The organism is Pseudomonas brassicacearum subsp. brassicacearum, assembly GCF_008801605.1.
GTDB classification, from domain to species: Bacteria; Pseudomonadota; Gammaproteobacteria; order Pseudomonadales; family Pseudomonadaceae; genus Aquipseudomonas; species Aquipseudomonas brassicacearum.
On the sequence record NZ_VZPJ01000012.1, the window covers coordinates 195,262 to 219,051 of the forward strand.

The following is a 23,790-nucleotide window of genomic DNA, read 5'->3' on the forward strand; positions in this document are numbered from 1 at the left end:
CGCAATGTGTCGCCGCACACGTTTGCTCGACGCCGTTGGACTCTGTTCAGCAAATCGGTGCCGCTGTAAGACACAGGCTGGGCCACGGAATTCAGCGTCTGTTTATAAATGCTCAGGCCAACGGCCCATTGAGTAACGGCACGAACCGCACCGCCCCCAGGACGTGTCGCGAAAAACCGTGTTCTTCGCGCACGATCAGCATCAGTTGCTGGACTTCACCGGCACCCACCGGAATGACCAGTCGCCCGCCGGGAGCAAGCTGATCCAGCAGGGCCTGGGGAACATCGGTGGCCACCGCAGTCACGATGATGCCGTTGTACGGTGCCAGGGCCGGCCACCCCTCCCAGCCATCGCCCCAGCGAAACACCACGTTGCGCAGGTTCAACTCAACCAGGCGTTCCTTGGCGCGATCCTGCAGTACCTTGATCCGCTCTACGGAAAACACCCGCTCGACCAGTTGCGACAACACCGCCGTCTGGTAACCCGAGCCGGTACCGATCTCCATCACCTTGTCCAGCGGTCCCGCCTCCAGCAGCAACTCGCTCATGCGGGCCACCATGTATGGCTGGGAAATGGTCTGGTTGTGGCCGATCGGCAACGCCGTATCTTCATAGGCGCGATGGGCCAGGGCCTCATCGACGAACAGATGGCGCGGCGTGCGGCGAATGACTTCCAACACCTGGGCGTTGGAGAGACCTTCTTCGTAGAGACGCTGGATCAGTCGTTCACGGGTGCGCTGGGAGGTCATGCCGATTCCGCGGCGCAGCATATCGTCTTGCTCACGAGCCATCAGCGCAGCCCCTCCAGCCAGCCATCGAGATTTCGAAAGGCGTCGTTGAAGGTACGGTCCAACTGCAACGGCGTGATCGAGACATAACCTTGCATCACCGCATGGAAATCAGTGCCCGGCCCGCCGTCCTCGGCATCACCGGCGGCGGCGATCCAGTAACCGGCCTTGCCGCGCGGGTCGACGACATGCATCGGTTTGGCGGCGCGGGCACGGTGGCCCAGGCGAGTGAGCTGGATGCCACGGATGTGATCGAGCGGCAGGTTGGGGATATTCACGTTCAGCACCGTGCGTGGCGGCAGCTCCAGCTCGCCGTGGGCTTCGACCAGTTTACGGGCGAAGTAGGCGGCGGTCGGCAAATTATCGACCTGCCGCGAAACAAACGAAAAGGCAAACGATGGCTTTTCCAGGAAGCGACCTTCCAGGGCGGCGGCAACCGTGCCGGAATAAAGCACGTCGTCCCCCAGGTTGGCGCCCAGGTTGATACCCGACACCACCATGTCCGGCTCACGCTCCAGCAAGCCGTTGAGGCCCAGGTGCACGCAATCGGTCGGAGTGCCGTTGAGGCTGATGAAACCGTTATCCAGATAGCAGGGGTGCAACGGACGGTCGAGCGTCAGCGAGCTGCTGGCGCCGCTTTTGTCCTGGTCCGGGGCGATGACCACGCACTCGGCAAAATCCGCCAGCGCAGCATAAAGCGCGGCAAGACCGGGTGCAGTCACCCCGTCGTCGTTAGAAATCAGAATACGCATGGGCTGTCCGTCTGCCCCACCGGCACCAGATCGACGAGTTCGCGCACCAAGACAGTGGCGAAACATCCGGCCGGCAGGACGAATTCCAGTTGCAGAATGTCCAGCGAGGGATAATGCCACGACAGCCCGCCAATGGGCAGTCGCAGGATGCGACGTTCGTGACTCATTCCCGCGTTTATCAACCAGTCCCGCAAATCGGCCTCGCCCGCGGCGATGGCTTGTTCCAGCTCGAACGTCGCACCAGCGGCAGGCGAAGGTCCCTCGCCCCACTGCGGCCCGGTCGGGTGCAGGTCGAGAATGGCCAGGCGCGGGTCGCTGCATTCAGCCTCGCCGGCCGGGAAAAAACTGCGGCTGTCGGTGAAGGCAAGCAAATCGCCCACCTGGGCTTTTTGCCAGGTACCGTCGGCGACCCGCGCCGCCAGCACCCGGTTGAACAGGAAACTGCGGGCGGTGGACAACAGCCGCGAGCGCACATTGCGCTGTTCCGGCAACGCCTTGCGCACCGCCCAGGCCCGAGCATCGACGACGTTGCCGCCGTCATGGCCGAAACGCTGGGCGCCAAAATAGTTGGGGATGCCCTGGCGGACAATCCGTTGCAGGCGCGCATCGATCGCCGCCGTATCGCCCTTGAATTGGGTCAGGCGCAAGGTAAAGCCATTGGCCGAGTGCGCGCCGCGTTGCAGCTTGCGCCTGTGGCGTGCGGTCTTGAGGATTTTCAGCGTGTCGTTCTCCGCCGCCGACAGGTCCGGATCGGCCTTGCCCGGCAATTGGACGCTGAACCACTGGCGGGTCAGGGCCTGACGGTCCTTGAGCCCGGCGTAGCTGACGGTGCGCAGCGGCACGCCGGCAGCCTTGGCGATTCGCCGGGCCGCTTCTTCGGTGTTCAAGCCACGTTTTTCAACCCAGATCCACAAGTGCTCGCCATCGCCGGTCAACGGGATGTCGAGCACTTCATCGACCTGGAAATCTTCAGCGGTGGCCTTGAGTACCGCGCTGCCCAGCGGTTCGCCGTAGGCCCGCGGCCCCAACAGTTCCAGTTCAGTCATGGGCGCAGCAACAAGGCAACGGAGTGGACGGCAATGCCTTCTTCGCGACCGACGAAGCCAAGCTTCTCGGTGGTGGTGGCTTTCACGTTCACTTGGTCCAACTCAACTTGAAGATCCTCGGCAATCAATTGGCGCATCGCTTCGATGTGCGGCGCCATCTTGGGGGCCTGGGCAACGATGGTGTTATCGACATTGCCGACTTTCCAGCCCTTGGCGTGGATCAGCGAGACCACATGGCGCAGCAGCACGCGGCTGTCGGCGCCCTTGAATTGCGGGTCGGTGTCGGGGAAGTGCTTGCCGATGTCACCCAGGGCAGCCGCGCCGAGCAATGCATCGCTCAAGGCGTGCAGCAGGACATCACCGTCAGAATGCGCGAGCAGCCCGAAGCCGTGTGCGATCCGCACGCCGCCCAGGGTAATGAAATCGCCTTCAGCGAAACGGTGAACATCGTAGCCGTGGCCAATACGCATAAAAAAACGCCCCGATTTTTGTCAGGGCGTGATTCTACCTGCATTAGGCCTTTAGAGCGCGCGCATGATGCTGCAAGTGGTCATCAATGAAGCTGGCGATGAAGAAATAGCTGTGGTCGTAGCCCGGTTGCAGGCGCAGTTCCAGCGGATGGTCGGCAGCCTTGGCCGCCTGTTGCAGGGCTTCGGGCTTGAGCTGGTTGGCCAGGAAATCATCGCGATCGCCCTGGTCCACCAGCAGTGGCAGCTTCTCCTGCGCCTCGGCAATCAATGCACAGGCATCCCATTCACGCCATTTCGAACGGTCTTCCCCCAGGTAACGAGAGAAAGCCTTCTGGCCCCATGGGCAATCCATCGGATTGTTGATCGGCGAAAAGGCCGACACCGAGCGGTAACGCCCCGGGTTGCGCAAGGCGCAGACCAGCGCGCCATGACCGCCCATGGAATGACCACTGATGCCGCGTTTGTCCGAGGCCGGGAAATGCGCTTCGACGAGTGTCGGCAATTCCTGCACCACGTAGTCATGCATCCGATAGTGCCGTGCCCACGGATCCTGCGTGGCGTTCAGATAAAAACCCGCCCCCAGGCCGAAGTCCCAGGCACCGTCCGGATCGCCCGGCACGTCGGCGCCACGAGGGCTGGTGTCCGGCGCGACGATGATCAGGCCCAACTCGGCGGCCATGCGCTGGGCACCGGCCTTTTGCATGAAGTTCTCGTCGGTGCAGGTCAGCCCGGACAACCAATACAGGACAGGCAACTTGCCGCCCTGCTCGGCTTGCGGCGGCAGGTACACGGCAAACACCATGTCACAACCGAGCACGTCGGAACGGTGCCGGTAACGTTTGTGCCAGCCGCCGAAGCTTTTCTGGCAGGAGATGTTTTCCAGACTCATGACCGACCTCAGAAATGGATAACGGTGCGGATGCTCTTGCCTTCATGCATCAGGTCGAACGCCTTGTTGATATCTTCCAGGCCCATGGTGTGGGTAATGAACGTATCCAGCGGGATCTCGCCCGTCTCGGCCATTGCCACATAGCTTGGCAACTCGCTGCGACCGCGCACGCCACCAAAGGCCGAACCGCGCCAGACGCGCCCGGTCACCAACTGGAAGGGACGGGTGGCGATTTCCTGGCCGGCGCCGGCCACACCGATGATCACCGACTCGCCCCAGCCTTTGTGGCAGCACTCCAGCGCGGCACGCATCAACTGGACATTGCCGATGCACTCGAAGGAAAAGTCCACGCCGCCGTCAGTCATATCGACGATGACTTCCTGGATCGGACGGTCGAAGTCTTTCGGGTTGACGCAATCGGTGGCACCCAGTTGCTTGGCGATTTCGAACTTGGCCGGGTTGATGTCGATGGCGATGATGCGCGAAGCCTTGGCCTTCACCGCGCCAATCACTGCCGACAGGCCGATGCCGCCCAGGCCGAAGATCGCCACGGTGTCACCCGGCTTGACCTTGGCGGTGTTGAGGACCGCGCCGATACCGGTGGTGACGCCGCAACCCAGCAGGCAGACCTTTTCCAGCGGGGCTTCTTTTTGAATCTTCGCGACGGAGATTTCCGGCAGCACGGTGTACTCAGAGAACGTCGAGGTGCCCATGTAGTGGAAAATCGTCTCGCCCTTGTAGGAAAAACGCGAGGTGCCGTCCGGCATCAGGCCTTTGCCCTGGGTGGCGCGAATCGCCTGGCAGAGGTTGGTCTTGCCTGACTTACAGAATTTGCACTGACCGCATTCCGGCGTGTACAGCGGGATCACATGGTCGCCCACCGCGACCGAGGTCACGCCTTCGCCGATGGCTTCGACAATCGCACCGCCTTCGTGACCGAGGATCGACGGGAAGATCCCTTCCGGGTCGGCGCCCGACAAGGTATAGGCGTCGGTGTGGCAGACACCGGAAGCCACCACGCGCAACAGCACTTCGCCCGCCTTGGGCATGGCGACGTCGACTTCAACGATTTCCAGGGGTTTCTTGGCCTCGAAGGCAACGGCAGCGCGCGACTTGATCATCCGGACTCTCCAGCAAATAAAAACAAGACCGGGAGTGTAATCCTCCGCCGGACGATGAATAATCCAACCAAAAGCAAAACATTATTGCTGTACAGGGATAATCCTTCATGTCCGATAACCGCTGGGAAGGGATCGACGAGTTCGTCGCCGTGGCCGAATGCAGTCAATTCACCGCCGCCGCTGAACGTCTCGGGGTTTCGTCTTCCCACATCAGTCGACAAATCGTACGGCTTGAAGAGCGTTTGCAGACACGTTTGCTCTACCGCAGTACCCGGCGGGTCACCCTGACCGAGGCCGGCCAGACATTTTTGCAGCATTGCCAACGCCTGCAGGACGGGCGCGAGGAAGCACTGCGGGCGGTGGGCGATCTCACCAGCGAACCCAAGGGCATGCTGCGCATGACCTGCGCCGTGGCCTATGGCGAACGGTTCATCGTGCCTCTGGTAACGCGGTTCATGGGGCTGTACCCGCAGTTGCGGGTAGACATCGAGCTGAGCAACCGTCCTCTGGACCTGGTGCACGAAGGCCTCGACCTGGCGATTCGCCTGGGTCGCCTGCAGGACTCCCGCCTGGTCGCCACGCGCCTGGCACCGCGGCGCATGTACCTGTGCGCTTCACCCTCTTACCTGGAACGCTACGGGCGGCCCCATAGCTTGTCGGAACTGAGCCGCCACAATTGCCTGATCGGCAGCTCCGACGTCTGGCAACTGGAGCAGAACGGGCGGGAATTTTCCCAACGGGTACAGGGAAACTGGCGCTGCAACAGTGGGCAAGCGGTGTTGGACGCGGCGCTGCAAGGGGTGGGGTTGTGCCAACTGCCGGATTATTACGTATTGGAGCATTTGCACAGCGGTGCATTGATCTCGCTGCTGGAGGCTCATCAGCCACCGAATACGGCGGTGTGGGCGTTGTACCCGCAGCAGCGGCACCTGTCGCCGAAGGTGCGCAAGTTGGTGGATTTTTTGAAGGAAGGGTTGGCTGGGCGGCCGGAATATCGGGGATGACAGTGGTTTTTTGTCGTCTGGGGGTGACGCCATCGCGAGCAAGCTCGCTCCCACAGGGTTATCGTCGAATGACGGTCAAGTGTTCACACCAACCCACTGTGGGAGCGAGCTTGCTCGCGATGGCGCCGGCCCAGACGATGAAGATCTAACGAGGAAACATATCCGGTTTAATGCCGATTCGCCCAGCGCTGGCGCAACCACTCCAGATCTTCCGGCCGGGTGACCTTGATGTTATCGGCCCGCCCTTCGATCAGCCGCGGCGCCTGCCCGGCCCATTCCATGGCGGACGCTTCGTCGGTAATCAGCGCATCTGCAACCAGGCTGTCGGCCAAGGCCCGATGCAAGGCGCCGAGGCGGAACATCTGTGGCGTGTAGGCTTGCCAGATCACGCTGCGATCAACGGTCTCCAGCACGCGGCCGTGTTTGTCGACGCGCTTGAGGGTGTCGCGCGCCGGGACGGCCAGCAGGCCGCCGACTGGATCGGTCGCCAACTCGCTGAGCAGTGTGTCCAGATCATCCCGGGCCAGATTGGGCCGGGCGGCGTCGTGCACCAGCACCCAGTCGTGATCGTCGGCGCCCTGCTCGTGCAGGTACAGCAAGGCATTGAGCACTGAATCCGAACGTTGCTCGCCACCGTCGACGCGCTGGATGCGTGTGTCGTTGGCACAGGCCAGGGTCGGCCAGTAAGGATCATCGTGTGCAAGGCTGACCACCACGCCCTTGACGGTGGGATGGTCGAGGAAACAGCCGAGGCTGTGTTCAAGAATTGTGCGTCCGCCCAACTGCAGGTATTGCTTGGGACGGTCCGCGGCCATACGAGCGCCAACGCCCGCGGCAGGAATCACGGCCCAGAAGGCCGGCAAACGAATACTCATTGGGCCAACTGGTAGAGGGTTTCGCCCTCCTTGACCATGCCCAGTTCATGTCGAGCCCGTTCTTCAACGGTCTCCATGCCTTTTTTCAGCTCTGTCACTTCGGCGTCCATCACCCGATTACGCTCAAGCAGCGCCTCGTTCTCGGCGTGTTGGTCGGCAATTTGCTGAGTCAGGTCGGCCACTTGCGCCAAGCTGCCATTGCCCACCCACAGGCGGTACTGCAGGCCGGCCAGCAACAGGAGCAAGACAAGAAACAACCAATTGGGACTGCGCATCGAATATCAGGTATCCAGTGAAAAAAGACCGCCATGCCAAACTTTGAAGCGTCTGATAGCACGAAGCCTGGAAAACCCAGGCTTGTGCTTGATAAGGCATCAGATTAGAGGCAAAACCGCCGCCATGGCGACTTTTGCGACCTAATCCGCTGTCTTTTTACCATTTACCGCTTAACCGCGAAACTCGGCGCGACCGTTGTACTTGGCCTTGCCGTTCAACTGCTCTTCGATACGCAGCAGCTGGTTGTACTTGGAAACGCGGTCGGAACGGCACAGCGAACCGGTCTTGATCTGGCCTGCCGCAGTGCCCACGGCCAGGTCGGCAATGGTCGAGTCTTCGGTTTCACCGGAGCGGTGGGAGATCACGGCGGTGTAGCCGGCCGCCTTGGCCATCTGGATGGCTTCCAGGGTTTCGGTCAGGGTACCGATCTGGTTGAACTTGATCAGGATCGAGTTGGCGATCTTCTTGTCGATGCCTTCTTTCAGGATCTTGGTGTTGGTCACGAACAGGTCGTCACCCACCAGCTGGGTTTTCTCGCCGATCTTGTCGGTGAGGATTTTCCAGCCAGCCCAGTCGGACTCGTCCAGGCCGTCTTCGATGGAGATGATCGGATAGCGTTCGGTCAGGCCCTTGAGGTAGTCAGCGAAACCTTCGGCGGTGAACACCTGGCCTTCGCCGGACAGGTTGTACTTGCCGTCTTCGTAGAATTCACTGGCGGCGCAGTCCAGGGCCAGGGTCACGTCGGTGCCCAGCTTGTAGCCAGCATTGGCCACGGCTTCGGAGATCACTTTCAGCGCGTCTTCGTTGGACGCCAGGTTCGGTGCGAAACCGCCTTCGTCGCCAACCGCGGTGCTCAGGCCACGGGCTTTGAGCACAGCCTTGAGGTGATGGAAAATCTCGGTGCCCATGCGCAGGCCTTCGGAGAAGGTCTTGGCGCCAACCGGCTGCACCATGAATTCCTGGATGTCGACGTTGTTATCGGCATGCTCGCCGCCGTTGATGATGTTCATCATCGGCACCGGCATCGAGTAGACACCCGGAGTACCGTTGAGGTTGGCGATGTGGGCGTACAGCGGCAGGTCCTGGTCCTGGGCAGCGGCCTTGGCAGCGGCCAGGGACACGGCGAGGATCGCGTTGGCGCCCAGGGTGGCTTTGTTTTCGGTACCGTCGAGCTTGATCATCGCGTGATCGAGGGCTTTCTGGTCGGCAGGATCCTTGCCCAGCAACAGCTCGCGGATCGGACCGTTGATGTTGGCGACGGCTTTGAGCACGCCCTTGCCCAGGTAACGGCTCTTGTCGCCATCACGCAGCTCCAGCGCTTCGCGCGAGCCAGTGGAAGCACCGGACGGCGCGCAGGCGCTGCCGATGATACCGTTGTCGAGAAGCACGTCCGCTTCAACAGTGGGGTTGCCACGGGAGTCGAGAACTTCACGACCTTTGATGTCGACGATTTTTGCCATTGTTGTAAACACTCCAAAGTTGACGAAAACGCTGTGGGAGCACGGCTTGCCGGCGATGGGGGCCTCAAGGACGCCATCGCTGGCAAGCCATGCTCCCACAAGAGCAGTGCGGCCAGCGGGCCAGAGCGATAATCGAGCGGTACTTTACCGGAGAAAACCGCGTTACGCGGTTTCTATCGTCGGAAAACTCTTGACCAGCTCGTCCAACGCCTTGAGCTGAGACAGGAAAGGTTCCAGCTTGTTCAAGCGCAAGGCACAAGGGCCGTCGCACTTGGCATTGTCCGGATCCGGGTGGGCTTCAAGGAACAGGCCAGCCAGGGATTGGCTGATGCCAGCCTTGGCCAGGTCGGTCACCTGGGCGCGACGACCGCCGGCGGAGTCGGAACGACCGCCCGGCATCTGCAAGGCGTGCGTCACGTCGAAGAATACCGGGTATTCGAACTGCTTCATGATGCCGAAGCCGAGCATGTCGACTACCAGGTTGTTGTAACCGAAGCTCGAACCGCGCTCGCAGAGGATCAACTGGTCATTCCCAGCCTCTTCGCACTTGCTCAGGATGTGTTTCATTTCCTGGGGCGCGAGGAACTGGGCTTTCTTGATATTGATCACCGCGCCGGTCTTGGCCATCGCGACCACCAGGTCGGTCTGGCGCGACAGGAAAGCCGGCAACTGGATGATGTCGCAGACCTCGGCGACGACCGCGGCCTGGGCCGGCTCGTGGACGTCGGTGATGATCGGCACGCCAAAGGCTTGCTTGATGTCCTGGAAGATCCGCATGCCTTCTTCCAGGCCCGGGCCACGGTAGGAGGTCACGGACGAACGGTTGGCCTTGTCGAAGCTGGCCTTGAACACGTAAGGGATACCCAACTTCTGGGTGACCTTCACGTACTCCTCGCAGACCTGCATCGCCATGTCGCGGCTTTCCAGCACGTTCATGCCGCCAAACAGCACCATGGGCTTGTCGTTGGCAATCTCGATGTCGCCGACACGAATGATCTTCTGGGCCATCGTCTTATGCCTTTTTCTGGTGTTGAGCCAAAGCGGCTTTCACGAAACCGCTGAACAGCGGATGACCGTCCCGTGGCGTCGAGGTGAACTCGGGGTGGAATTGGCAAGCGACGAACCATGGGTGATCCGGGGCCTCGACCACTTCGACCAGCGCGCCGTCACCGGAACGACCGGAGATTTTCAGGCCGGCTTCGATCAACTGCGGCAGCAGGTTGTTGTTCACTTCATAGCGATGACGGTGACGCTCGACGATCACATCCTTGGCGTAGCAATCGTGCACCTTGGAGCCGGCTTCCAGCAGGCATTCCTGGGCACCGAGACGCATGGTGCCGCCCAGGTCCGAACTTTCGGTACGCACTTCCACCGCACCAGTGGCATCTTCCCACTCGGTGATCAGGCCCACGACCGGATGGCCGCTGGCGCGATCGAACTCGGTGGAGTTGGCGTCTTTCCAGCCCAGCACGTTACGGGCGAACTCGATGACCGCCACTTGCATGCCCAGGCAGATACCCAGGTAAGGCACCTTGTTTTCGCGAGCGTATTGCACGGCAGTGATCTTGCCTTCCACGCCCCGCAGGCCGAAGCCGCCCGGCACGAGGATCGCATCGGCGCCTTCGAGCAGGCCGGTGCCCTGGTTCTCGATGTCTTCGGAATCGATGTAGCGCAGGTTGACCTTGGTACGGTTGCTGATGCCAGCGTGACTCATCGCCTCGATCAGAGACTTGTAGGCGTCCAGCAGCTCCATGTACTTGCCGACCATGGCAATGGTGACTTCGTGTTCCGGGTTGAGCTTGGCATCGACCACGGCTTCCCATTCGGACAGGTCGGCGCTGGCGCATTGCAGGCCGAAGCGCTCGACGACGAAGTCGTCCAGGCCCTGGGAGTGCAGGATGCCCGGGATCTTGTAGATGGTGTCGGCGTCTTCCAGGCCGATGACCGCACGCTCTTCAACGTTGGTGAACTGGGCGATCTTGCGACGCGACGAGATGTCGATCGGGTGATCGGAGCGGCAGATCAGCACGTCCGGCTGCAGGCCGATGGAACGCAGTTCCTTGACCGAGTGCTGGGTGGGCTTGGTCTTGGTTTCGCCGGCCGTGGCGATGTACGGCACCAGTGTCAGGTGCATCAGCATCGCGCGCTTGGCGCCGATTTCGAAACGCAACTGGCGGATGGCCTCGAGGAACGGCTGGGACTCGATGTCGCCCACGGTGCCGCCGATTTCGACCATCGCCACGTCGGCATCGCCCGCACCCTTGATGATGCGACGCTTGATTTCGTCGGTGATGTGCGGGATGACCTGGATGGTCGCGCCCAGGTAGTCACCACGACGCTCCTTGCGCAGCACGTGTTCGTAGACACGGCCGGTGGTGAAGTTGTTGTTCTGGGTCATGGTCGTGCGGATGAACCGCTCGTAGTGGCCCAGGTCCAGGTCGGTCTCGGCGCCGTCGTGGGTGACGAACACTTCACCGTGCTGGAACGGGCTCATGGTGCCCGGGTCAACGTTGATGTACGGGTCCAGCTTGAGCATGGTGACCTTAAGTCCCCGCGCCTCCAGGATGGCCGCCAATGAAGCCGAGGCAATGCCTTTCCCCAATGAAGAAACAACACCGCCCGTGACGAATATGTAGCGCGTCATGAAAAACCCTAGAAGTCTGCGTTAAAGCGGTCCGAGCCGCCGGGGAAAGCGAAGGAAGGCCGAAGCCCCCGATCACCTGCATTAATCACAGTGCACCTTTCAAAAAAACCGCCGCGTTGGGACAGACCGGAAGTGAAATCACCGGTACGTTGCTCGCTACACATTTTTTGGAATCGCCCAGCAAAGACTGCTTGGTAATCGGCAACTCCTGCAATTCAGGCGAATCCACAGAAGTTGTATCAAGAAGGGAGCGTAGTCTACCGGAAAGCCCCTTTCAGCTCAAACCCAGATCTTGGCTTCCTGGCGTCCAGATCAATTGCCAACTGCCATCAGCCTGTGCATCGAGCCCGGCCAGGTTGGCTACCGCCAGCAATTGCTCGCCCTGATAGAGCAGCGGCAATCGACCTCGAACGAACGCCGGCACTGCCTTTTCATTGAGCAAACGCTTGAGGTCACGGTGACCACGACCCGCTAACGCCATTACCTCGCCGCCCTGACGATAGCGCACGCTGAGCGGCCCCGCAGGCGGCGTGCCGTCGAGCACCACCCGACCATTGCCCGGCAGCCGCAGCGCAACCGCCGGATCGGCCCAGTCGACGGTGCCTGGCAGCGAACATAGCCAGTGGTCGGATAACCACCAGACCCGCCCGGCGGCCCGATGCAGCTCGCCACCGGCCAGGCGCCAGATCGGTCGGGCATCGTCGGCGGCATCGCGCAACGAGTCCCAGCCCGACCAGTGATCGGTGTCGGGCAGCAGGGTCATCGGTGCCAGCCAGTGGCTCAAGGCGTTGCGCTGACGGGCCGGCGACAACGCCCACAAAGGCGCCAGCGCCAGGGATTGCAGCCCGAGCCAGTCGAACACGCCCGGGGTCGCGGCCCGGGCCAGGTCGATCCGCGCCAAATCGTCCAGCAAAGTTTGGGCTTCACCCATGTGCGCAGCGCTGCGAGCCAGGGTCGTCGAAGCTTGGGGCCATTGCTCGGCCAACACTGGAAAAACCCGCTGGCGCAGGTAATTGCGCGCATGCCGGTGATCGTCGTTGGAGGGATCTTCGATCCAGCTCAAGCCCTGCTGCCTCGCATAGGCTTCCAGCTCCACACGGGACACATCGAGCAAGGGCCGCAGCAAATGCCCTTGGCCCAACGGACGCTGCGGCGGCATCGCCGCCAAGCCCTTCACCCCCGCCCCCCTTAGCAGGCGAAACAGCAGGGTTTCGGCCTGATCATCGCGATGCTGGGCGGTAAGCAGCACTTCATCGCTGTGGATCGCCGCTACAAAGGCCGCGTAACGCGCTTCCCGCGCGGCGCGCTCGACACTGGCGCCAGGGCGCACTTGCACAGTTACCACGTCCAGCGGCACGCCCAGGGCCGCGCAGACCGAACGACAATGGTCCGGCCACGCCTCAGCTACAGCCTGGAGGCCGTGATGCACATGAATAGCGCTCAGCGCGGGCAAGGGTTGGCGTTGCGAAAGGGTTACGAGCAGGTGCAGCAGGACGGTGGAGTCGAGGCCGCCGGAGAAGGCGATGCGCCAGGTGGCGGCGTTGCGCCAGGGGAGCATGTGTTTGAGGAGCCGGGTTGGCAGATCAATCGTGGGCTGATTCATCGCAACTGCCTTCACACAAATCAAATGTGGGAGCGAGCTTGCTCGCGATAGCGGTATCTCAGTCAACTTATCTGTTGAATGTTAACCCGTCATCGCGAGCAAGCTCGCTCCCACACAGGGGTACAGCGCTGAATCAGAGACCGTAGCTCATCAACCGCTCGTAGCGACGAGCCAGCAGCGCTTCGTTGTCGAACTTCTTGAGCATCGACAATTGCGAGCTCAGCTCGGCGCGGATCAGTGCCGCAGCCGCAGCCGGGTCGCGGTGAGCGCCGCCGACTGGCTCGTTGATCACTTTGTCGACGATGCCCAGGCCTTTGAGACGTTCGGCGGTAATGCCCATGGCCTCAGCGGCATCCGGCGCCTTCTCGGCGGTTTTCCACAGGATCGAGGCGCAGCCTTCCGGCGAGATCACCGCATAGGTGGAATATTGCAGCATGTTCAACTGGTCGCAGACACCGATGGCCAGTGCACCGCCGGAACCACCTTCGCCAATTACAGTGGCGATGATCGGGGTTTTCAGGCGCGCCATGACGCGCAGGTTCCAGGCAATCGCCTCGCTCTGGTTGCGCTCTTCGGCGTCGATGCCCGGGTAGGCGCCCGGCGTGTCGATGAAGGTCAGGATCGGCATCTTGAAGCGCTCGGCCATTTCCATCAGGCGGCAGGCCTTGCGGTAGCCTTCCGGACGCGGCATGCCGAAGTTGCGGCGCACCTTCTCGCGCACTTCACGGCCTTTCTGATGACCGATAACCATCACCGGCTGGTCGTCCAGGCGGGCGACACCGCCGACGATCGCGGCGTCGTCGGAGAAGTGGCGGTCGCCATGCAGCTCATCGAACTCGGTGAAGATGTGGTCGATGTAGTCCAGGGTATAGGGACGACGTGGATGACGCGCCAGGCGGGCGATCTGCCAGCTGGTCAGCTTGCCGAAGATGTCTTCGGTCAGCGTGCGACTTTTGTCCTGCAGACGAGAGATTTCATCGCCGATATTCAGCGAATTGTCATTACCGACCAAGCGCAACTCTTCGATCTTGGCTTGCAGGTCGGCGATCGGCTGTTCGAAATCTAGAAAATTCGGGTTCATAGGCGTCCGTCTTGGGTCGACGTCCAAGAGAGCTTGGGCCGGCCGGTTGTCTATTCGCGCCTACCTTAAGGGAGAGGCGCGTTCAGGTCGAGATTAAAAATTCGGGTCGAGATCAGGGGTATTCCGGTTTCGAGAATGGCCCCTGGCCGTCAACGGTATTGGAGGAAGACGTTGTCTTTGCCGAACTGGTCACGCAAGGCTTGAATCAACGCATCCGCCGGATCGATCCGCCAGCCTTCGCCGAACTGCAACACAGCCTTGGCGTCGGGGCGTACATACTCCATGGTGATCGGGCAGGCACCGCGATGGCGCTTGAACAATTCGCCCAACCAGCGTAGCTGATCGCCCTTGAGATCCTGGGTCTGCAACTTCAGGCGCAGGCTTTCAGCCAGGTTGGTACGGGCATCTTCCATGCTCATCACCCGCTTGACCCGCAGGCGCAGGCCACCGGAAAAGTCATCGTTGCTGACCTCGCCTTCCACCACCACCATCGCGTCAGTCTGCAACAGCGACTGCGCCGAGTGGAACGCATCGGCGAACAATGAGGCCTCGATGCGCCCGGAGCGGTCGTCGAGGGTGATGAAGCCCATCTTGTCGCCCTTTTTGTTCTTCATCACCCGCAGGGCGATGATCATGCCGGCGACGGTCTGCGTGTCGCGTGCCGGCTTGAGGTCGATGATGCGCTGACGGGCGAAGCGGCGGATCTCGCCTTCGTATTCGTCGATCGGGTGACCGGTGAGGTACAGGCCCAAGGTGTCTTTCTCACCCTTGAGGCGTTCCTTGAGGGTCAGCTCCTTGGCCTTGCGATGGTTGCCATAGACATCGGCGTCTTCTTCGACGAACAGCCCGCCAAACAGGTCGGCGTGGCCGCTGTCATGGGTACGGGCGGTCTGTTCGGCGGCCTTGATCGCCTCCTCCATCGCCGCCAGCAACACCGCGCGGTTGCGGTCGATGTTGGCCTGGTAGGCCTTGGGCTCATCCTGGAAGTAAGGTCCCAGCCGGTCCAGGGCACCACTGCGGATCAATCCGTCGAGGGTGCGCTTGTTGATGCGCTTGAGGTCAACCCGGGCGCAGAAATCGAACAGGTCCTTGAATGGCCCGTCCTGGCGCGCTTCGGTAATGGCTTCCACCGGCCCCTCGCCCACACCCTTGATCGCGCCCAGGCCGTAAATGATGCGGCCTTCGTCGTTCACCGTGAACTTGAACTCCGAAGCGTTCACGTCCGGTGCGTCGAGGCGCAACTTCATGGTCCGCACTTCTTCGATCAAGGTCACGACCTTGTCGGTGTTGTGCATATCCGCCGACAGTACCGCGGCCATGAACGGCGCCGGATAGTGCGCCTTCAGCCACGCGGTCTGGTACGACACCAGGCCATAGGCGGCGGAGTGGGATTTGTTGAAGCCGTAGCCGGCGAACTTTTCCACCAGGTCGAAAATGTTACCGGCCAGGTCAGGGTCGATGCCGTTGGTGGCGCAACCCTCGATGAAACCGCCGCGCTGCTTGGCCATTTCCTCGGGTTTTTTCTTACCCATCGCCCGACGCAGCATGTCCGCGCCGCCGAGGGTGTAACCGGCCATGACCTGGGCAATCTGCATCACCTGTTCCTGATACAGGATGATGCCGTAGGTCGGTGCGAGCACCGGTTTCAAGCCTTCGTACTGATAGTCCGAGTGCGGGTACGCCAGCTCGGCGCGGCCATGCTTACGGTTGATGAAGTCATCCACCATGCCCGATTGCAACGGGCCCGGACGAAACAGCGCCACCAGTGCGATCAGGTCTTCCAGGCAGTCGGGCTTGAGCTTTTTGATCAGCTCCTTCATGCCCCGGGATTCAAGCTGGAACACCGCCGTGGTTTCGGCTTTTTGCAACAGGCTGTAGGTCGGCTTGTCATCCAGCGGGATGAAGGCGATGTCCAGCGGTTCTTCACCGACCTTGGCCCGGTCACGGTTGATGGTTTTCAGCGCCCAGTCGATGATGGTCAGGGTGCGCAGGCCGAGGAAGTCGAACTTCACCAGGCCCGCCGCCTCGACGTCATCCTTGTCGAACTGGGTCACCAGGCCGTCGCCTTCTTCGTCGCAATAGATCGGCGAGAAGTCAGTCAGCTTGGTCGGCGCGATCACCACGCCCCCGGCGTGCTTGCCGACGTTACGCACCACGCCTTCAAGCTTGCGGGCCATCTCCCAGATTTCCGCGGCTTCTTCATCGACCTTGATGAAGTCCCGCAGGATTTCTTCCTGCTCGTAGGCTTTTTCCAGGGTCATGCCGACTTCGAACGGAATCATCTTCGACAGACGATCCGCCAAGCCGTAGGACTTGCCCTGCACCCGCGCCACGTCGCGCACCACAGCCTTGGCGGCCATGGAACCGAAGGTGATGATCTGGCTCACCGCGTTGCGGCCATACTTCTCGGCCACGTAGTCGATCACCCGGTCGCGACCGTCCATGCAGAAGTCGACGTCGAAGTCGGGCATGGATACCCGTTCCGGGTTGAGGAAACGTTCGAACAGCAGGTCATATTCCAGCGGGTCGAGGTCGGTGATCTTCTGCACATAGGCCACCAGCGACCCGGCACCCGACCCACGGCCTGGGCCCACCGGCACGCCGTTGTTCTTGGCCCACTGGATAAAGTCCATCACGATCAGGAAATAGCCGGGAAAGCCCATCTGGATAATGATATCCAGCTCGAAATTCAACCGGTCGACATAGACCTGGCGCTTGGCTTCGTAATCTTCGGTGGTGTCCTTGGGCAACAGGACGCTGAGGCGCTCCTCAAGGCCGTCGAAGGACACCTTGCGGAAATACTCGTCGATGGTCATGCCATCGGGGATCGGGAAGTTGGGCAGGAAGTGTTTGCCCAGCTTCACGTCGATGTTGCAGCGCTTGGCGATCTCGACGGTGTTTTCCAGCGCCTCGGGCAGGTCGCTGAACAACTCGGCCATTTCCTCGGCGCTCTTGAGGTATTGCTGGTTACTGTAGTTCTTCGACCGCCGCGGATCATCGAGGGCACGGCCCTCACCGATGCAAACGCGGGTTTCGTGAGCTTCGAAATCGTCCTGCTTGATGAACCGCACATCGTTGGTCGCCACCAGCGGCGCGCCGATCTTGTCGGCCAGGGCCACGGCGGCGTGCAGGTGCTCTTCGTCATTCGGACGATTGGTGCGCTGCACTTCGATGTAGAAGCGATCCGGGAACACCGACATCCAGTCACGAGCCAGGGTCTCGGCTTCCTCGGGGTTGCCACTGAGCAGCGCCAGGCCGATTTCACCTTCCTTGGCCGCCGACAGCATGATCAGCCCTTCGCTGGCCTCGGCCACCCACTCGCGCTCGATGATGATCGAGCCGTTGCGCTGGCCGTCGATAAAACCACGGGAGATCAGCTCGGTGAGGTTGCGATAACCCAGAGCGTTCATCACCAACAGGCTGATACGGCTCAGCGGAGCGTCCGGATCCTTGTTCGACAGCCACAGGTCGGCACCACAGATCGGCTTGATCCCGGCGCCCATGGCGGCCTTGTAGAACTTGACCAGCGAACACATGTTGTTCTGGTCGGTGACCGCCACGGCAGGCATGTTCATGCCCACCAGGGTCTTGACCAGGGGCTTGATCCGCACCAGACCGTCGACCAGGGAGTATTCAGTGTGCAGGCGTAGATGAACGAATGAAGCCGGCATAGTGATCCTGCGTTAAGTCATGAAAACAACAAGGCCCGGATTGTACCGGGCCTTGGGTAAAACATGTAGGAGCTGGCGAAGCCTGCGATCTTTCACTCTCGACTCAATCGGCAGTGGAAAGATCGCAGCCTCGCTTCGCTCGACAGCTCCTACAGGGCACGACGGGGCATTGCGACGCTTTCGCTAGATCCTTTCGATCAAGCCATCACGAGCTTCATAAGCCAGCCGCACCGGGGCGAACGAACGCCGATGGATCGGCGTTGGCCCAAGGCGCGCCAGGGCTTCGAGATGAACGGGGGTCGGATAACCCTTGTGGCCGCCGATGCCGTAGCCCGGGTAAATCAATTCGAAAGCGGCCATTTCCCGGTCACGGCTGACCTTCGCCAGAATCGAGGCCGCCGCGATGGCCGGCACTTTGCCGTCGCCCTGGATCACCGCTTTGGCGCGCATCGACAGTTTCGGGCAGCGATTGCCATCGATCATCGCCAGTTTCGGCGTGATGTGCAGGCCCTGCACGGCACGCTGCATGGCAAGCATGGTGGCGTGCAGGATATTGAGTTCATCGATTTCTTCGACTTCGGCCCGGGCGATGCACCAGCTCAAGGCTTTCTCGCAGATCTCGTCGTAGAGCTTTTCGCGACGGGCTTCAGTGAGTTTCTTCGAATCGTTGAGGCCAAGGATCGGCCGCTTCGGGTCAAGAATCACCGCCGCCGTCACCACCGCGCCGCACAACGGGCCACGCCCCACTTCATCGACACCGGCCACCAGCTCTTCCACTTCGGCGACCAGGTTGAAGTCCAGGCCCATCTGTAGCTTTGAGTTGCTCATGGTTTTGCGCCAATCAGGGTCAGTACCGCGTCAGCCGCCTGGTTGGAAGCATCACGACGCAACGTACGATGGATTTCATCAAAGCCCCGGGTCTGTTCCTCGCCGCCATCGATCAAGGGCGACAGCGTGGTAGCCAGCGCCTCGGCGGTCGCATCGTCCTGCAACAGCTCCGGCACCAGCAAGCGCTGGGCCAACAGGTTCGGCAAGGACACGTAGGGGCTCTTGACCATGCGCTTGAGAATCCAGAACGTCAGCGGCGCCAGGCGATAGGCGACCACCATCGGGCGCTTATACAACAGCGCCTCAAGGGTAGCAGTGCCGGAGGCAATCAACACGGCATCGCAGGCCGCCAACGCTTCATGGGAACGACCGTCGAGCAGCATCACCGGCAAATCGCGGCCGACCAGCAGCGCTTCCAACTGGACGCGACGCTGCGCACTGGCACACGGCAGGACAAAACGTACACCGGGTCGCAGCGCCCGAAGGCGTTCGGCGGCGTCGAAAAACAGACCGCCCAAGCGACTCACTTCGCCGCCCCGGCTGCCGGGCATCAAGGCCACCAGTGGCCCCTCGGGCAGGCCCAACGCCTGGCGGGCCGCATCGCGATCGGCTTCCAGGGGAATGGTATCGGCCAGGGTGTGCCCGACAAACCGCACCGGCACGCCCTTCTCTTCGTAGAACCGGGCTTCGAACGGCAGCAGCGTCAGCATCAGGTCGCAACCTTCGCGAATCTTGAGCACCCGCTTCTGCCGCCAGGCCCAGACCGACGGGCTGACGTAATGCACGGTCTTGATACCGGCCTGACGTAACTTGAGTTCGATATTGAGGGTGAAATCCGGCGCATCAATGCCGATGAACACATCCGGTTTTTCGTCGATCAGGGTCTGGATCAGCTTCTTGCGCCGGGCCAGCAGCTCGCGCAGGCGACCGAGTACTTCCACCAGGCCCATCACCGACAGGCGTTCCATCGGGAAATAGGACGCCAGGCCTTCGGCCTCCATCAACGGCCCGCCAACACCAATGAATTCGACAGCGGGATGCTGCACCTTGAGCGCGCGCATCAGACCGGCGCCCAGAATGTCACCGGAAGCCTCTCCCGCCACCAGTGCAATACGCAAATTAGCCATGGTCAGCGAGTGATGCCGCGGGTCGAAGACTGGATGGAGTCACGGAAAATCGCGACTTCCGGGTGTTGCGCCGAAGCCTCGGCCAATTCGGCGAGCGCCTGCTCGACCGTCAGGCCCTGGCGATACACGACCTTGTAGGCGCGACGCAGCGCCGTAATCGCCTCTTCGCTGAAGCCACGACGGCGCATGCCTTCGAAGTTCATGCTGCGGGCTTCGGCCGGGTTGCCAAACACCGTGACATAGGCCGGGACGTCCTTGCCAATGGCAGTGCCCATGCCAGAGAAGCTGTGGGCGCCGATATGGCAATACTGGTGCACCAGGGTAAACCCGGACAGGATCGCCCAATCATCCACGTGCACATGACCGGCCAGCGCGGTGTTGTTGACCAGGATGCAATGGTTGCCAATCACGCTGTCATGGCCGATGTGCGCGTAGGCCATGATCAGGTTGTGGTCGCCCAAGGTCGTTTCGGAACGATCCTGAACGGTGCCACGGTGAATCGTCACGCCTTCGCGGATCACGTTGTGATCGCCGATGACCAGACGGGTTTCTTCACCTTTGTACTTGAGATCGGGCGTGTCCTCGCCTACCGAAGAAAACTGGTAGATGCGATTGTGCCGACCAATCCGGGTCGGCCCCTTGAGAATTACGTGGGGACCGATCACCGTACCCTCGCCGATTTCCACACCTGCGCCGACAATCGACCACGGGCCGACCTCGACATCGGCGGCCAGAACGGCCGTCGGATCGATGATTGCGCGAGGGTCAATCAAACTCATAGTTTGCGTTCCGCACAGATGATTTCAGCGGAGCAGACTGGCTTGCCGTCGACCGAAGCCTGGCATTCGAATTTCCAGATCTGGCGCTTGCAACTGATGAACTTGGCTTCGAGGATCAACTGATCGCCCGGGGTGACTGGCTGGCGGAAACGCAGCTTGTCGGAACCGACGAAGTAATAGAGCGTGCCGTCGGCAGGTTTTACGTCGAGCATTTTGAAGCCAAGGATCCCGGCAGCCTGAGCCATTGCCTCGATGATCAATACACCCGGCATGATTGGATGCGCAGGGAAGTGACCATTGAAGAACGGCTCGTTGATGCTGACATTCTTGTAGGCGCGAATGCGCTTGCCTTCAACGTCCAGGTCCACCACCCGATCCACCAGCAGGAACGGGTAACGGTGAGGCAGGTATTCGCGAATCTCGTTGATGTCCATCATTTCGGGGGGAAGCCTATGTAAAGATTGGAAGCGCACGAGTGACGCGCACTCCGCTAGCAAATCAAGATGCCCTAACGGCTGTGCACACTTGATATGGAAATGGTATCAGCCATCTGATGAAGCATTACCGCCAGGGGTCACGTCCCCTACACGCTTTTCCACCTGCTTGAGGCGCCGCGCGATGTCGTCGAGCTGGCGGATACGCGCCGCGCTCTTGCGCCATTCGGCTGCCGGCTGCATGGCCGTACCGGAAGAGTAGGCACCTGGCTCGGTAATCGAGTGGGTCACCATGGTCATCCCGGTCAGGAATACGTTGTCACAGATATCGATATGACCCACCAGCCCCACGCCACCGGCGAGCATGCAGTGCTTGCCGATCTTGGTGCTGCCGGAGATGCCCACGCAGGCGGCCATGGCGGTGTGGTCACCGACCTGGACGTTGTGGGCGATCTGGATCTGGTTGTCGAGCTTGACGCCATTGCCGATGACCGTGTCGGCCAGGGCACCACGGTCGATCGCGGTGTTGACGCCAATCTCCACGTCATCACCAACGGTGACGCCGCCGATCTGGGCAATTTTCTGCCAGATGCCTTTCTCGTTGGCAAACCCGAACCCTTCGCCGCCCAGTACTGCGCCAGACTGAATCACGACCCGCTTGCCGATGCGCACATCGTGATACAGGGTGACCCGTGGTGCCAGCCAACCGCCTTCGCCGATCTCGCTGCGCGCGCCAATGACACAATGGGCACCCAGCGTGACGCCGGCACCGATTCGGGCCGCGCTTTCGACGACCACGAATGGGCCGATGCTGGCCGTGGGGTCAACCACGGCATCAGCAGCGATCACGGCGCTGGGATGAATACCGGCAACCGCTTTCGGCTTGGGATCGAACAGATGGGAAATACGGGCATACGCCAAGTACGGATCGGGCACGATCAGGGCATCGCCGGCAAACCCATCGGCATCAGCAGCCTTGAGCAACAGCGCGGCTGCCCGGCTGTCGGCCAGGTACTTGCGGTATTGAGGATTTGCCAGAAAGCTCAACTGAGCTGGGCCAGCCTCTTGCAAAGTGGCTAGCCCAGTAATTGCCTTCTCCGGGTCGCCACGCAGGGTGGCGCCGAGGAACTCGGCCAATTGGCCGAGCTTGATGGTCGCGGTCATGGATTACTTCAGCTGATTCATGCGCTCGATCACTTGGCGCGTGATGTCGTATTGAGGCTTGACATCGATCACTGCGCCACGCTCGAACACCAGGTCAAAACCACCTTTCTTGATGACTTCTTCCACGGCGCTGTCGAGTTTCGGCTTGAGTTGCTTGAGCATTTCGCGGTCGGCAACAGCTTTCGCTTCGTTCAGTTCCTTGGACTGGAACTGGAAGTCACGGGCCTTTTGCTTGAATTCAAGCTCCAGACGCTCGCGCTCGCCCTGGGCCATCTTGTCGCCACCGGCCACCAGACGATCCTGAATGCCCTTGGCGCTGCTTTCCAGGCCCTTGAGCTTGGTCAGTTGCGGGCCGAATTTTTTCTCGGCATCCACGGCGTACTTCTTCGCCGCGTCGGATTCCAGCAGGGCCATCTGATAATTCAGCACGGCGATCTTCATGTCGGCAAAAGCCGGACCAGCGACCAGTACGGTCGCCAGGAGAACCAATTGAGTCAACTTACGCACGATGTACTCCTACAAAATCCATTGTCGTTGTCATGGGTCAGACGCTTAGAACGTCTGGCCGAGGGAGAATTGGAACACTTGGGTTTCAGCGTCATCCGGTTTCTTGATCGGCATCGCCAATGCGAAGCTCAAAGGACCCAGCGCGGTGACCCAGGTCACACCCACGCCGACGGAACTGGCCATGTTGCTCAGGCTGATGTCGTTGCACTTGGTGTTGGAGCTAGTACCGTTGGCGTTGGTGGTGTCACTGCACGAGGAGTCGAATACGTTACCCACGTCCCAGAATACCGAGGTACGCAGGGAGCGTTGATCCTTGACGAACGGCATCGGGAACAGGATTTCGGCACCGCCCTGGATCAGGACGTTGCCACCAAATGGCAGTGGATCCTGGTCTGGGTCGGCAATTGTGCCCGGGTTGGTGCCTTTACTTGGAGTACTGCGAGGACCAAGAGTACTGTCCTTGAAGCCACGCACCGAGTTGAAACCACCAGCGTAGTAGTTCTCGTAGAACGGCAGGCCGTCGGTCGAACCGTAGCCGTCACCGTAGCCCAGCTCGGTGTGCAGGCGCATGGTGTAGTTGTCGGTCAACGGCTGGAACAGCTGGCCACGGTAGTCAAGCTTGAAGAACGACAGGTCGCTGCCAGGCGTCGTCGTTTCCAGAACCAGGCTCTGGGAATGGCCACGGGTCGCCAGTACGCCCTTGTTCAGGGTCGACTCGGACCAACCGGCAGACGCCTTGAAGTTCAGGTAGCTATCGCCTTCCTTCTTAACGAAGTCAAAAATCTCGTCAACGGTGTACTTACCGGTGTTGATCTTGTCCTGCTGGGCGGTGAGGCCGAAGGTCAGGCGCGAAGTCTCGCTGATCGGGTAACCCACGTTGGCGCCAACACCGAAGCTGTCCACCGCATAGCTGGAGATATCGGAATCGAGCTCGTCATAGTCGGTGGTGCGGTAGAAGGCGTTGTAGCCCAGGCTCACACCATCAGCGGTCCAGTAGGGGTCCACATAACCGAAGTTGTAGCGAGTCTGGTATTCGCTGCGGGTCAAGCCGATGCTGACCTTGTTACCGGTACCCAGGAAGTTGTTCTGGGTGATCGAGCCACCGAGGATCAGACCGGCGCTCTGGGCGAAACCGACGCTGGCGGTGATCGAGCCGGAAGCCTGCTCTTCGACGCTGTAGTTCACATCGACCTGGTCATCGACGCCCGGTACGGCCGGGGTCTCGACGTTGACTTCCTTGAAGAAGCCCAGGCGCTCCAGGCGGGTCTTGGA

General features: G+C 61.0%; 22 protein-coding genes. 1 reads left to right on the forward strand and 21 read right to left on the reverse strand.

Going from position 1 to position 23,790, the window contains the following annotated elements:
* Positions 1-112 precede the first annotated feature (112 nt).
* From F7R20_RS24390 to F7R20_RS24415, 6 genes are read right to left on the reverse strand one after another with little or no spacing between them, the layout of a single operon-like run.
* The gene (locus F7R20_RS24390; RefSeq protein ID WP_170862085.1) at positions 113-748 is read right to left on the reverse strand and encodes a protein-L-isoaspartate(D-aspartate) O-methyltransferase; all 636 of its coding nucleotides are present in this window, start codon (positions 746-748) and stop codon (positions 113-115) included.
* A 41-nt stretch (positions 749-789) separates the two neighbouring features.
* The gene (surE, locus tag F7R20_RS24395; RefSeq protein ID WP_003198282.1) at positions 790-1,539 is read right to left on the reverse strand and encodes a 5'/3'-nucleotidase SurE; all 750 of its coding nucleotides are present in this window, start codon (positions 1,537-1,539) and stop codon (positions 790-792) included.
* Positions 1,527-2,585 carry a tRNA pseudouridine(13) synthase TruD gene (gene truD / locus F7R20_RS24400; protein ID WP_003198280.1) on the reverse strand — a complete coding sequence of 353 codons (1,059 nt, stop codon included), beginning with the start codon at positions 2,583-2,585 and terminating at the stop codon, positions 1,527-1,529. Before truD ends, surE begins: the two co-directional genes overlap by 13 nt.
* A complete protein-coding gene (gene ispF, locus F7R20_RS24405; protein ID WP_003184863.1) occupies positions 2,582-3,055 on the reverse strand; it encodes a 2-C-methyl-D-erythritol 2,4-cyclodiphosphate synthase in 474 nt (157 codons plus the stop codon). Before ispF ends, truD begins: the two co-directional genes overlap by 4 nt.
* A gap of 43 nt (positions 3,056-3,098) precedes the next feature.
* Positions 3,099-3,944 (reverse strand): S-formylglutathione hydrolase, encoded by an 846-nt coding sequence (gene fghA / locus F7R20_RS24410; RefSeq protein ID WP_003198277.1) that lies wholly within the window; start codon positions 3,942-3,944, stop codon positions 3,099-3,101.
* 8 nt (positions 3,945-3,952) lie between these two features.
* Positions 3,953-5,065, reverse strand: a complete 1,113-nt coding sequence (locus F7R20_RS24415) for an S-(hydroxymethyl)glutathione dehydrogenase/class III alcohol dehydrogenase (RefSeq protein WP_003198276.1) — start codon at positions 5,063-5,065, stop codon at positions 3,953-3,955.
* Positions 5,066-5,172: 107 nt separating this feature from the next.
* Between F7R20_RS24415 and F7R20_RS24420 the strand changes: the two genes are divergently transcribed.
* Positions 5,173-6,069 carry a LysR substrate-binding domain-containing protein gene (locus tag F7R20_RS24420; RefSeq protein ID WP_003198274.1) on the forward strand — a complete coding sequence of 299 codons (897 nt, stop codon included), beginning with the start codon at positions 5,173-5,175 and terminating at the stop codon, positions 6,067-6,069.
* A 167-nt stretch (positions 6,070-6,236) separates the two neighbouring features.
* On the opposite strand, the gene ispD is transcribed toward F7R20_RS24420, so the two are convergent.
* From ispD to bamA, 15 genes are all read right to left on the reverse strand, one after another.
* Positions 6,237-6,944, reverse strand: a complete 708-nt coding sequence (ispD, locus tag F7R20_RS24425) for a 2-C-methyl-D-erythritol 4-phosphate cytidylyltransferase (RefSeq protein ID WP_003198271.1) — start codon at positions 6,942-6,944, stop codon at positions 6,237-6,239.
* Positions 6,941-7,219, reverse strand: coding sequence for a cell division protein FtsB (gene ftsB, locus F7R20_RS24430; RefSeq protein WP_003184873.1), 279 nt, complete (start codon positions 7,217-7,219; stop codon positions 6,941-6,943). Before ftsB ends, ispD begins: the two co-directional genes overlap by 4 nt.
* A 171-nt stretch (positions 7,220-7,390) precedes the next feature.
* On the reverse strand, positions 7,391-8,680 hold the full coding sequence (gene eno / locus F7R20_RS24435) for a phosphopyruvate hydratase (protein ID WP_013692387.1): 1,290 nt from the start codon (positions 8,678-8,680) through the stop codon (positions 7,391-7,393).
* Positions 8,681-8,842: 162 nt separating this feature from the next.
* Positions 8,843-9,688, reverse strand: coding sequence for a 3-deoxy-8-phosphooctulonate synthase (gene kdsA / locus F7R20_RS24440; protein WP_003198268.1), 846 nt, complete (start codon positions 9,686-9,688; stop codon positions 8,843-8,845).
* A gap of 4 nt (positions 9,689-9,692) precedes the next feature.
* Positions 9,693-11,324: a CTP synthase gene (locus F7R20_RS24445; RefSeq protein ID WP_003198266.1), complete on the reverse strand. Its 1,632-nt coding sequence runs from the start codon at positions 11,322-11,324 to the stop codon at positions 9,693-9,695.
* 274 nt (positions 11,325-11,598) lie between these two features.
* Entirely contained in the window at positions 11,599-12,927 is a 1,329-nt protein-coding gene (tilS, locus tag F7R20_RS24450) for a tRNA lysidine(34) synthetase TilS (protein WP_003198262.1), read from the reverse strand.
* A gap of 133 nt (positions 12,928-13,060) precedes the next feature.
* The gene (locus F7R20_RS24455; RefSeq protein WP_003198261.1) at positions 13,061-14,008 is read right to left on the reverse strand and encodes an acetyl-CoA carboxylase carboxyltransferase subunit alpha; all 948 of its coding nucleotides are present in this window, start codon (positions 14,006-14,008) and stop codon (positions 13,061-13,063) included.
* 149 nt (positions 14,009-14,157) lie between these two features.
* Positions 14,158-17,679 carry a DNA polymerase III subunit alpha gene (gene dnaE / locus F7R20_RS24460; protein ID WP_003198259.1) on the reverse strand — a complete coding sequence of 1,174 codons (3,522 nt, stop codon included), beginning with the start codon at positions 17,677-17,679 and terminating at the stop codon, positions 14,158-14,160.
* 183 nt (positions 17,680-17,862) lie between these two features.
* Entirely contained in the window at positions 17,863-18,507 is a 645-nt protein-coding gene (gene rnhB, locus F7R20_RS24465) for a ribonuclease HII (protein WP_081352617.1), read from the reverse strand.
* Positions 18,504-19,634: a lipid-A-disaccharide synthase gene (lpxB, locus tag F7R20_RS24470; RefSeq protein ID WP_003198254.1), complete on the reverse strand. Its 1,131-nt coding sequence runs from the start codon at positions 19,632-19,634 to the stop codon at positions 18,504-18,506. Before lpxB ends, rnhB begins: the two co-directional genes overlap by 4 nt.
* A gap of 2 nt (positions 19,635-19,636) precedes the next feature.
* Complete coding sequence (gene lpxA / locus F7R20_RS24475) at positions 19,637-20,413, reverse strand: acyl-ACP--UDP-N-acetylglucosamine O-acyltransferase (RefSeq protein ID WP_003198252.1); 777 nt, start codon at positions 20,411-20,413, stop codon at positions 19,637-19,639.
* On the reverse strand, positions 20,410-20,850 hold the full coding sequence (gene fabZ, locus F7R20_RS24480) for a 3-hydroxyacyl-ACP dehydratase FabZ (protein WP_003184897.1): 441 nt from the start codon (positions 20,848-20,850) through the stop codon (positions 20,410-20,412). The genes lpxA and fabZ overlap by 4 nt, the downstream gene beginning before the upstream one ends.
* 105 nt (positions 20,851-20,955) lie before the next feature.
* A complete protein-coding gene (gene lpxD, locus F7R20_RS24485; RefSeq protein ID WP_003198250.1) occupies positions 20,956-22,011 on the reverse strand; it encodes a UDP-3-O-(3-hydroxymyristoyl)glucosamine N-acyltransferase in 1,056 nt (351 codons plus the stop codon).
* Positions 22,012-22,014: 3 nt separating this feature from the next.
* Complete coding sequence (locus tag F7R20_RS24490) at positions 22,015-22,518, reverse strand: OmpH family outer membrane protein (protein WP_003184901.1); 504 nt, start codon at positions 22,516-22,518, stop codon at positions 22,015-22,017.
* A gap of 45 nt (positions 22,519-22,563) precedes the next feature.
* Positions 22,564-23,790, reverse strand: a 1,227-nt coding sequence (bamA, locus tag F7R20_RS24495; RefSeq protein ID WP_151180617.1) for an outer membrane protein assembly factor BamA, incomplete at its 5' end; no start/stop codon positions are given.

Excerpts from the sequence above, each read along its gene's own strand:
- lpxB (WP_003198254.1), bottom strand. The coding sequence starts at position 19,634 with ATGGCTAATTTGCGTATTGCACTGGTGGCGGGAGAGGCTTCCGGTGAC.
- lpxD (WP_003198250.1), bottom strand. The coding sequence starts at position 22,011 with ATGACCGCGACCATCAAGCTCGGCCAATTGGCCGAGTTCCTCGGCGCC.
- truD (WP_003198280.1), bottom strand. The coding sequence starts at position 2,585 with ATGACTGAACTGGAACTGTTGGGGCCGCGGGCCTACGGCGAACCGCTG.
- fabZ (WP_003184897.1), bottom strand. The coding sequence starts at position 20,850 with ATGATGGACATCAACGAGATTCGCGAATACCTGCCTCACCGTTACCCG.
- F7R20_RS24445 (WP_003198266.1), bottom strand. The coding sequence starts at position 11,324 with ATGACGCGCTACATATTCGTCACGGGCGGTGTTGTTTCTTCATTGGGG.
- ispD (WP_003198271.1), bottom strand. The coding sequence starts at position 6,944 with ATGAGTATTCGTTTGCCGGCCTTCTGGGCCGTGATTCCTGCCGCGGGC.
- F7R20_RS24455 (WP_003198261.1), bottom strand. The coding sequence starts at position 14,008 with ATGAACCCGAATTTTCTAGATTTCGAACAGCCGATCGCCGACCTGCAA.
- F7R20_RS24415 (WP_003198276.1), bottom strand. The coding sequence starts at position 5,065 with ATGATCAAGTCGCGCGCTGCCGTTGCCTTCGAGGCCAAGAAACCCCTG.
- rnhB (WP_081352617.1), bottom strand. The coding sequence starts at position 18,507 with ATGAGCAACTCAAAGCTACAGATGGGCCTGGACTTCAACCTGGTCGCC.
- lpxA (WP_003198252.1), bottom strand. The coding sequence starts at position 20,413 with ATGAGTTTGATTGACCCTCGCGCAATCATCGATCCGACGGCCGTTCTG.
- F7R20_RS24420 (WP_003198274.1), top strand. The coding sequence starts at position 5,173 with ATGTCCGATAACCGCTGGGAAGGGATCGACGAGTTCGTCGCCGTGGCC.
- fghA (WP_003198277.1), bottom strand. The coding sequence starts at position 3,944 with ATGAGTCTGGAAAACATCTCCTGCCAGAAAAGCTTCGGCGGCTGGCAC.
- kdsA (WP_003198268.1), bottom strand. The coding sequence starts at position 9,688 with ATGGCCCAGAAGATCATTCGTGTCGGCGACATCGAGATTGCCAACGAC.
- surE (WP_003198282.1), bottom strand. The coding sequence starts at position 1,539 with ATGCGTATTCTGATTTCTAACGACGACGGGGTGACTGCACCCGGTCTT.
- ispF (WP_003184863.1), bottom strand. The coding sequence starts at position 3,055 with ATGCGTATTGGCCACGGCTACGATGTTCACCGTTTCGCTGAAGGCGAT.
- F7R20_RS24390 (WP_170862085.1), bottom strand. The coding sequence starts at position 748 with ATGACCTCCCAGCGCACCCGTGAACGACTGATCCAGCGTCTCTACGAA.
- ftsB (WP_003184873.1), bottom strand. The coding sequence starts at position 7,219 with ATGCGCAGTCCCAATTGGTTGTTTCTTGTCTTGCTCCTGTTGCTGGCC.
- dnaE (WP_003198259.1), bottom strand. The coding sequence starts at position 17,679 with ATGCCGGCTTCATTCGTTCATCTACGCCTGCACACTGAATACTCCCTG.
- tilS (WP_003198262.1), bottom strand. The coding sequence starts at position 12,927 with ATGAATCAGCCCACGATTGATCTGCCAACCCGGCTCCTCAAACACATG.
- eno (WP_013692387.1), bottom strand. The coding sequence starts at position 8,680 with ATGGCAAAAATCGTCGACATCAAAGGTCGTGAAGTTCTCGACTCCCGT.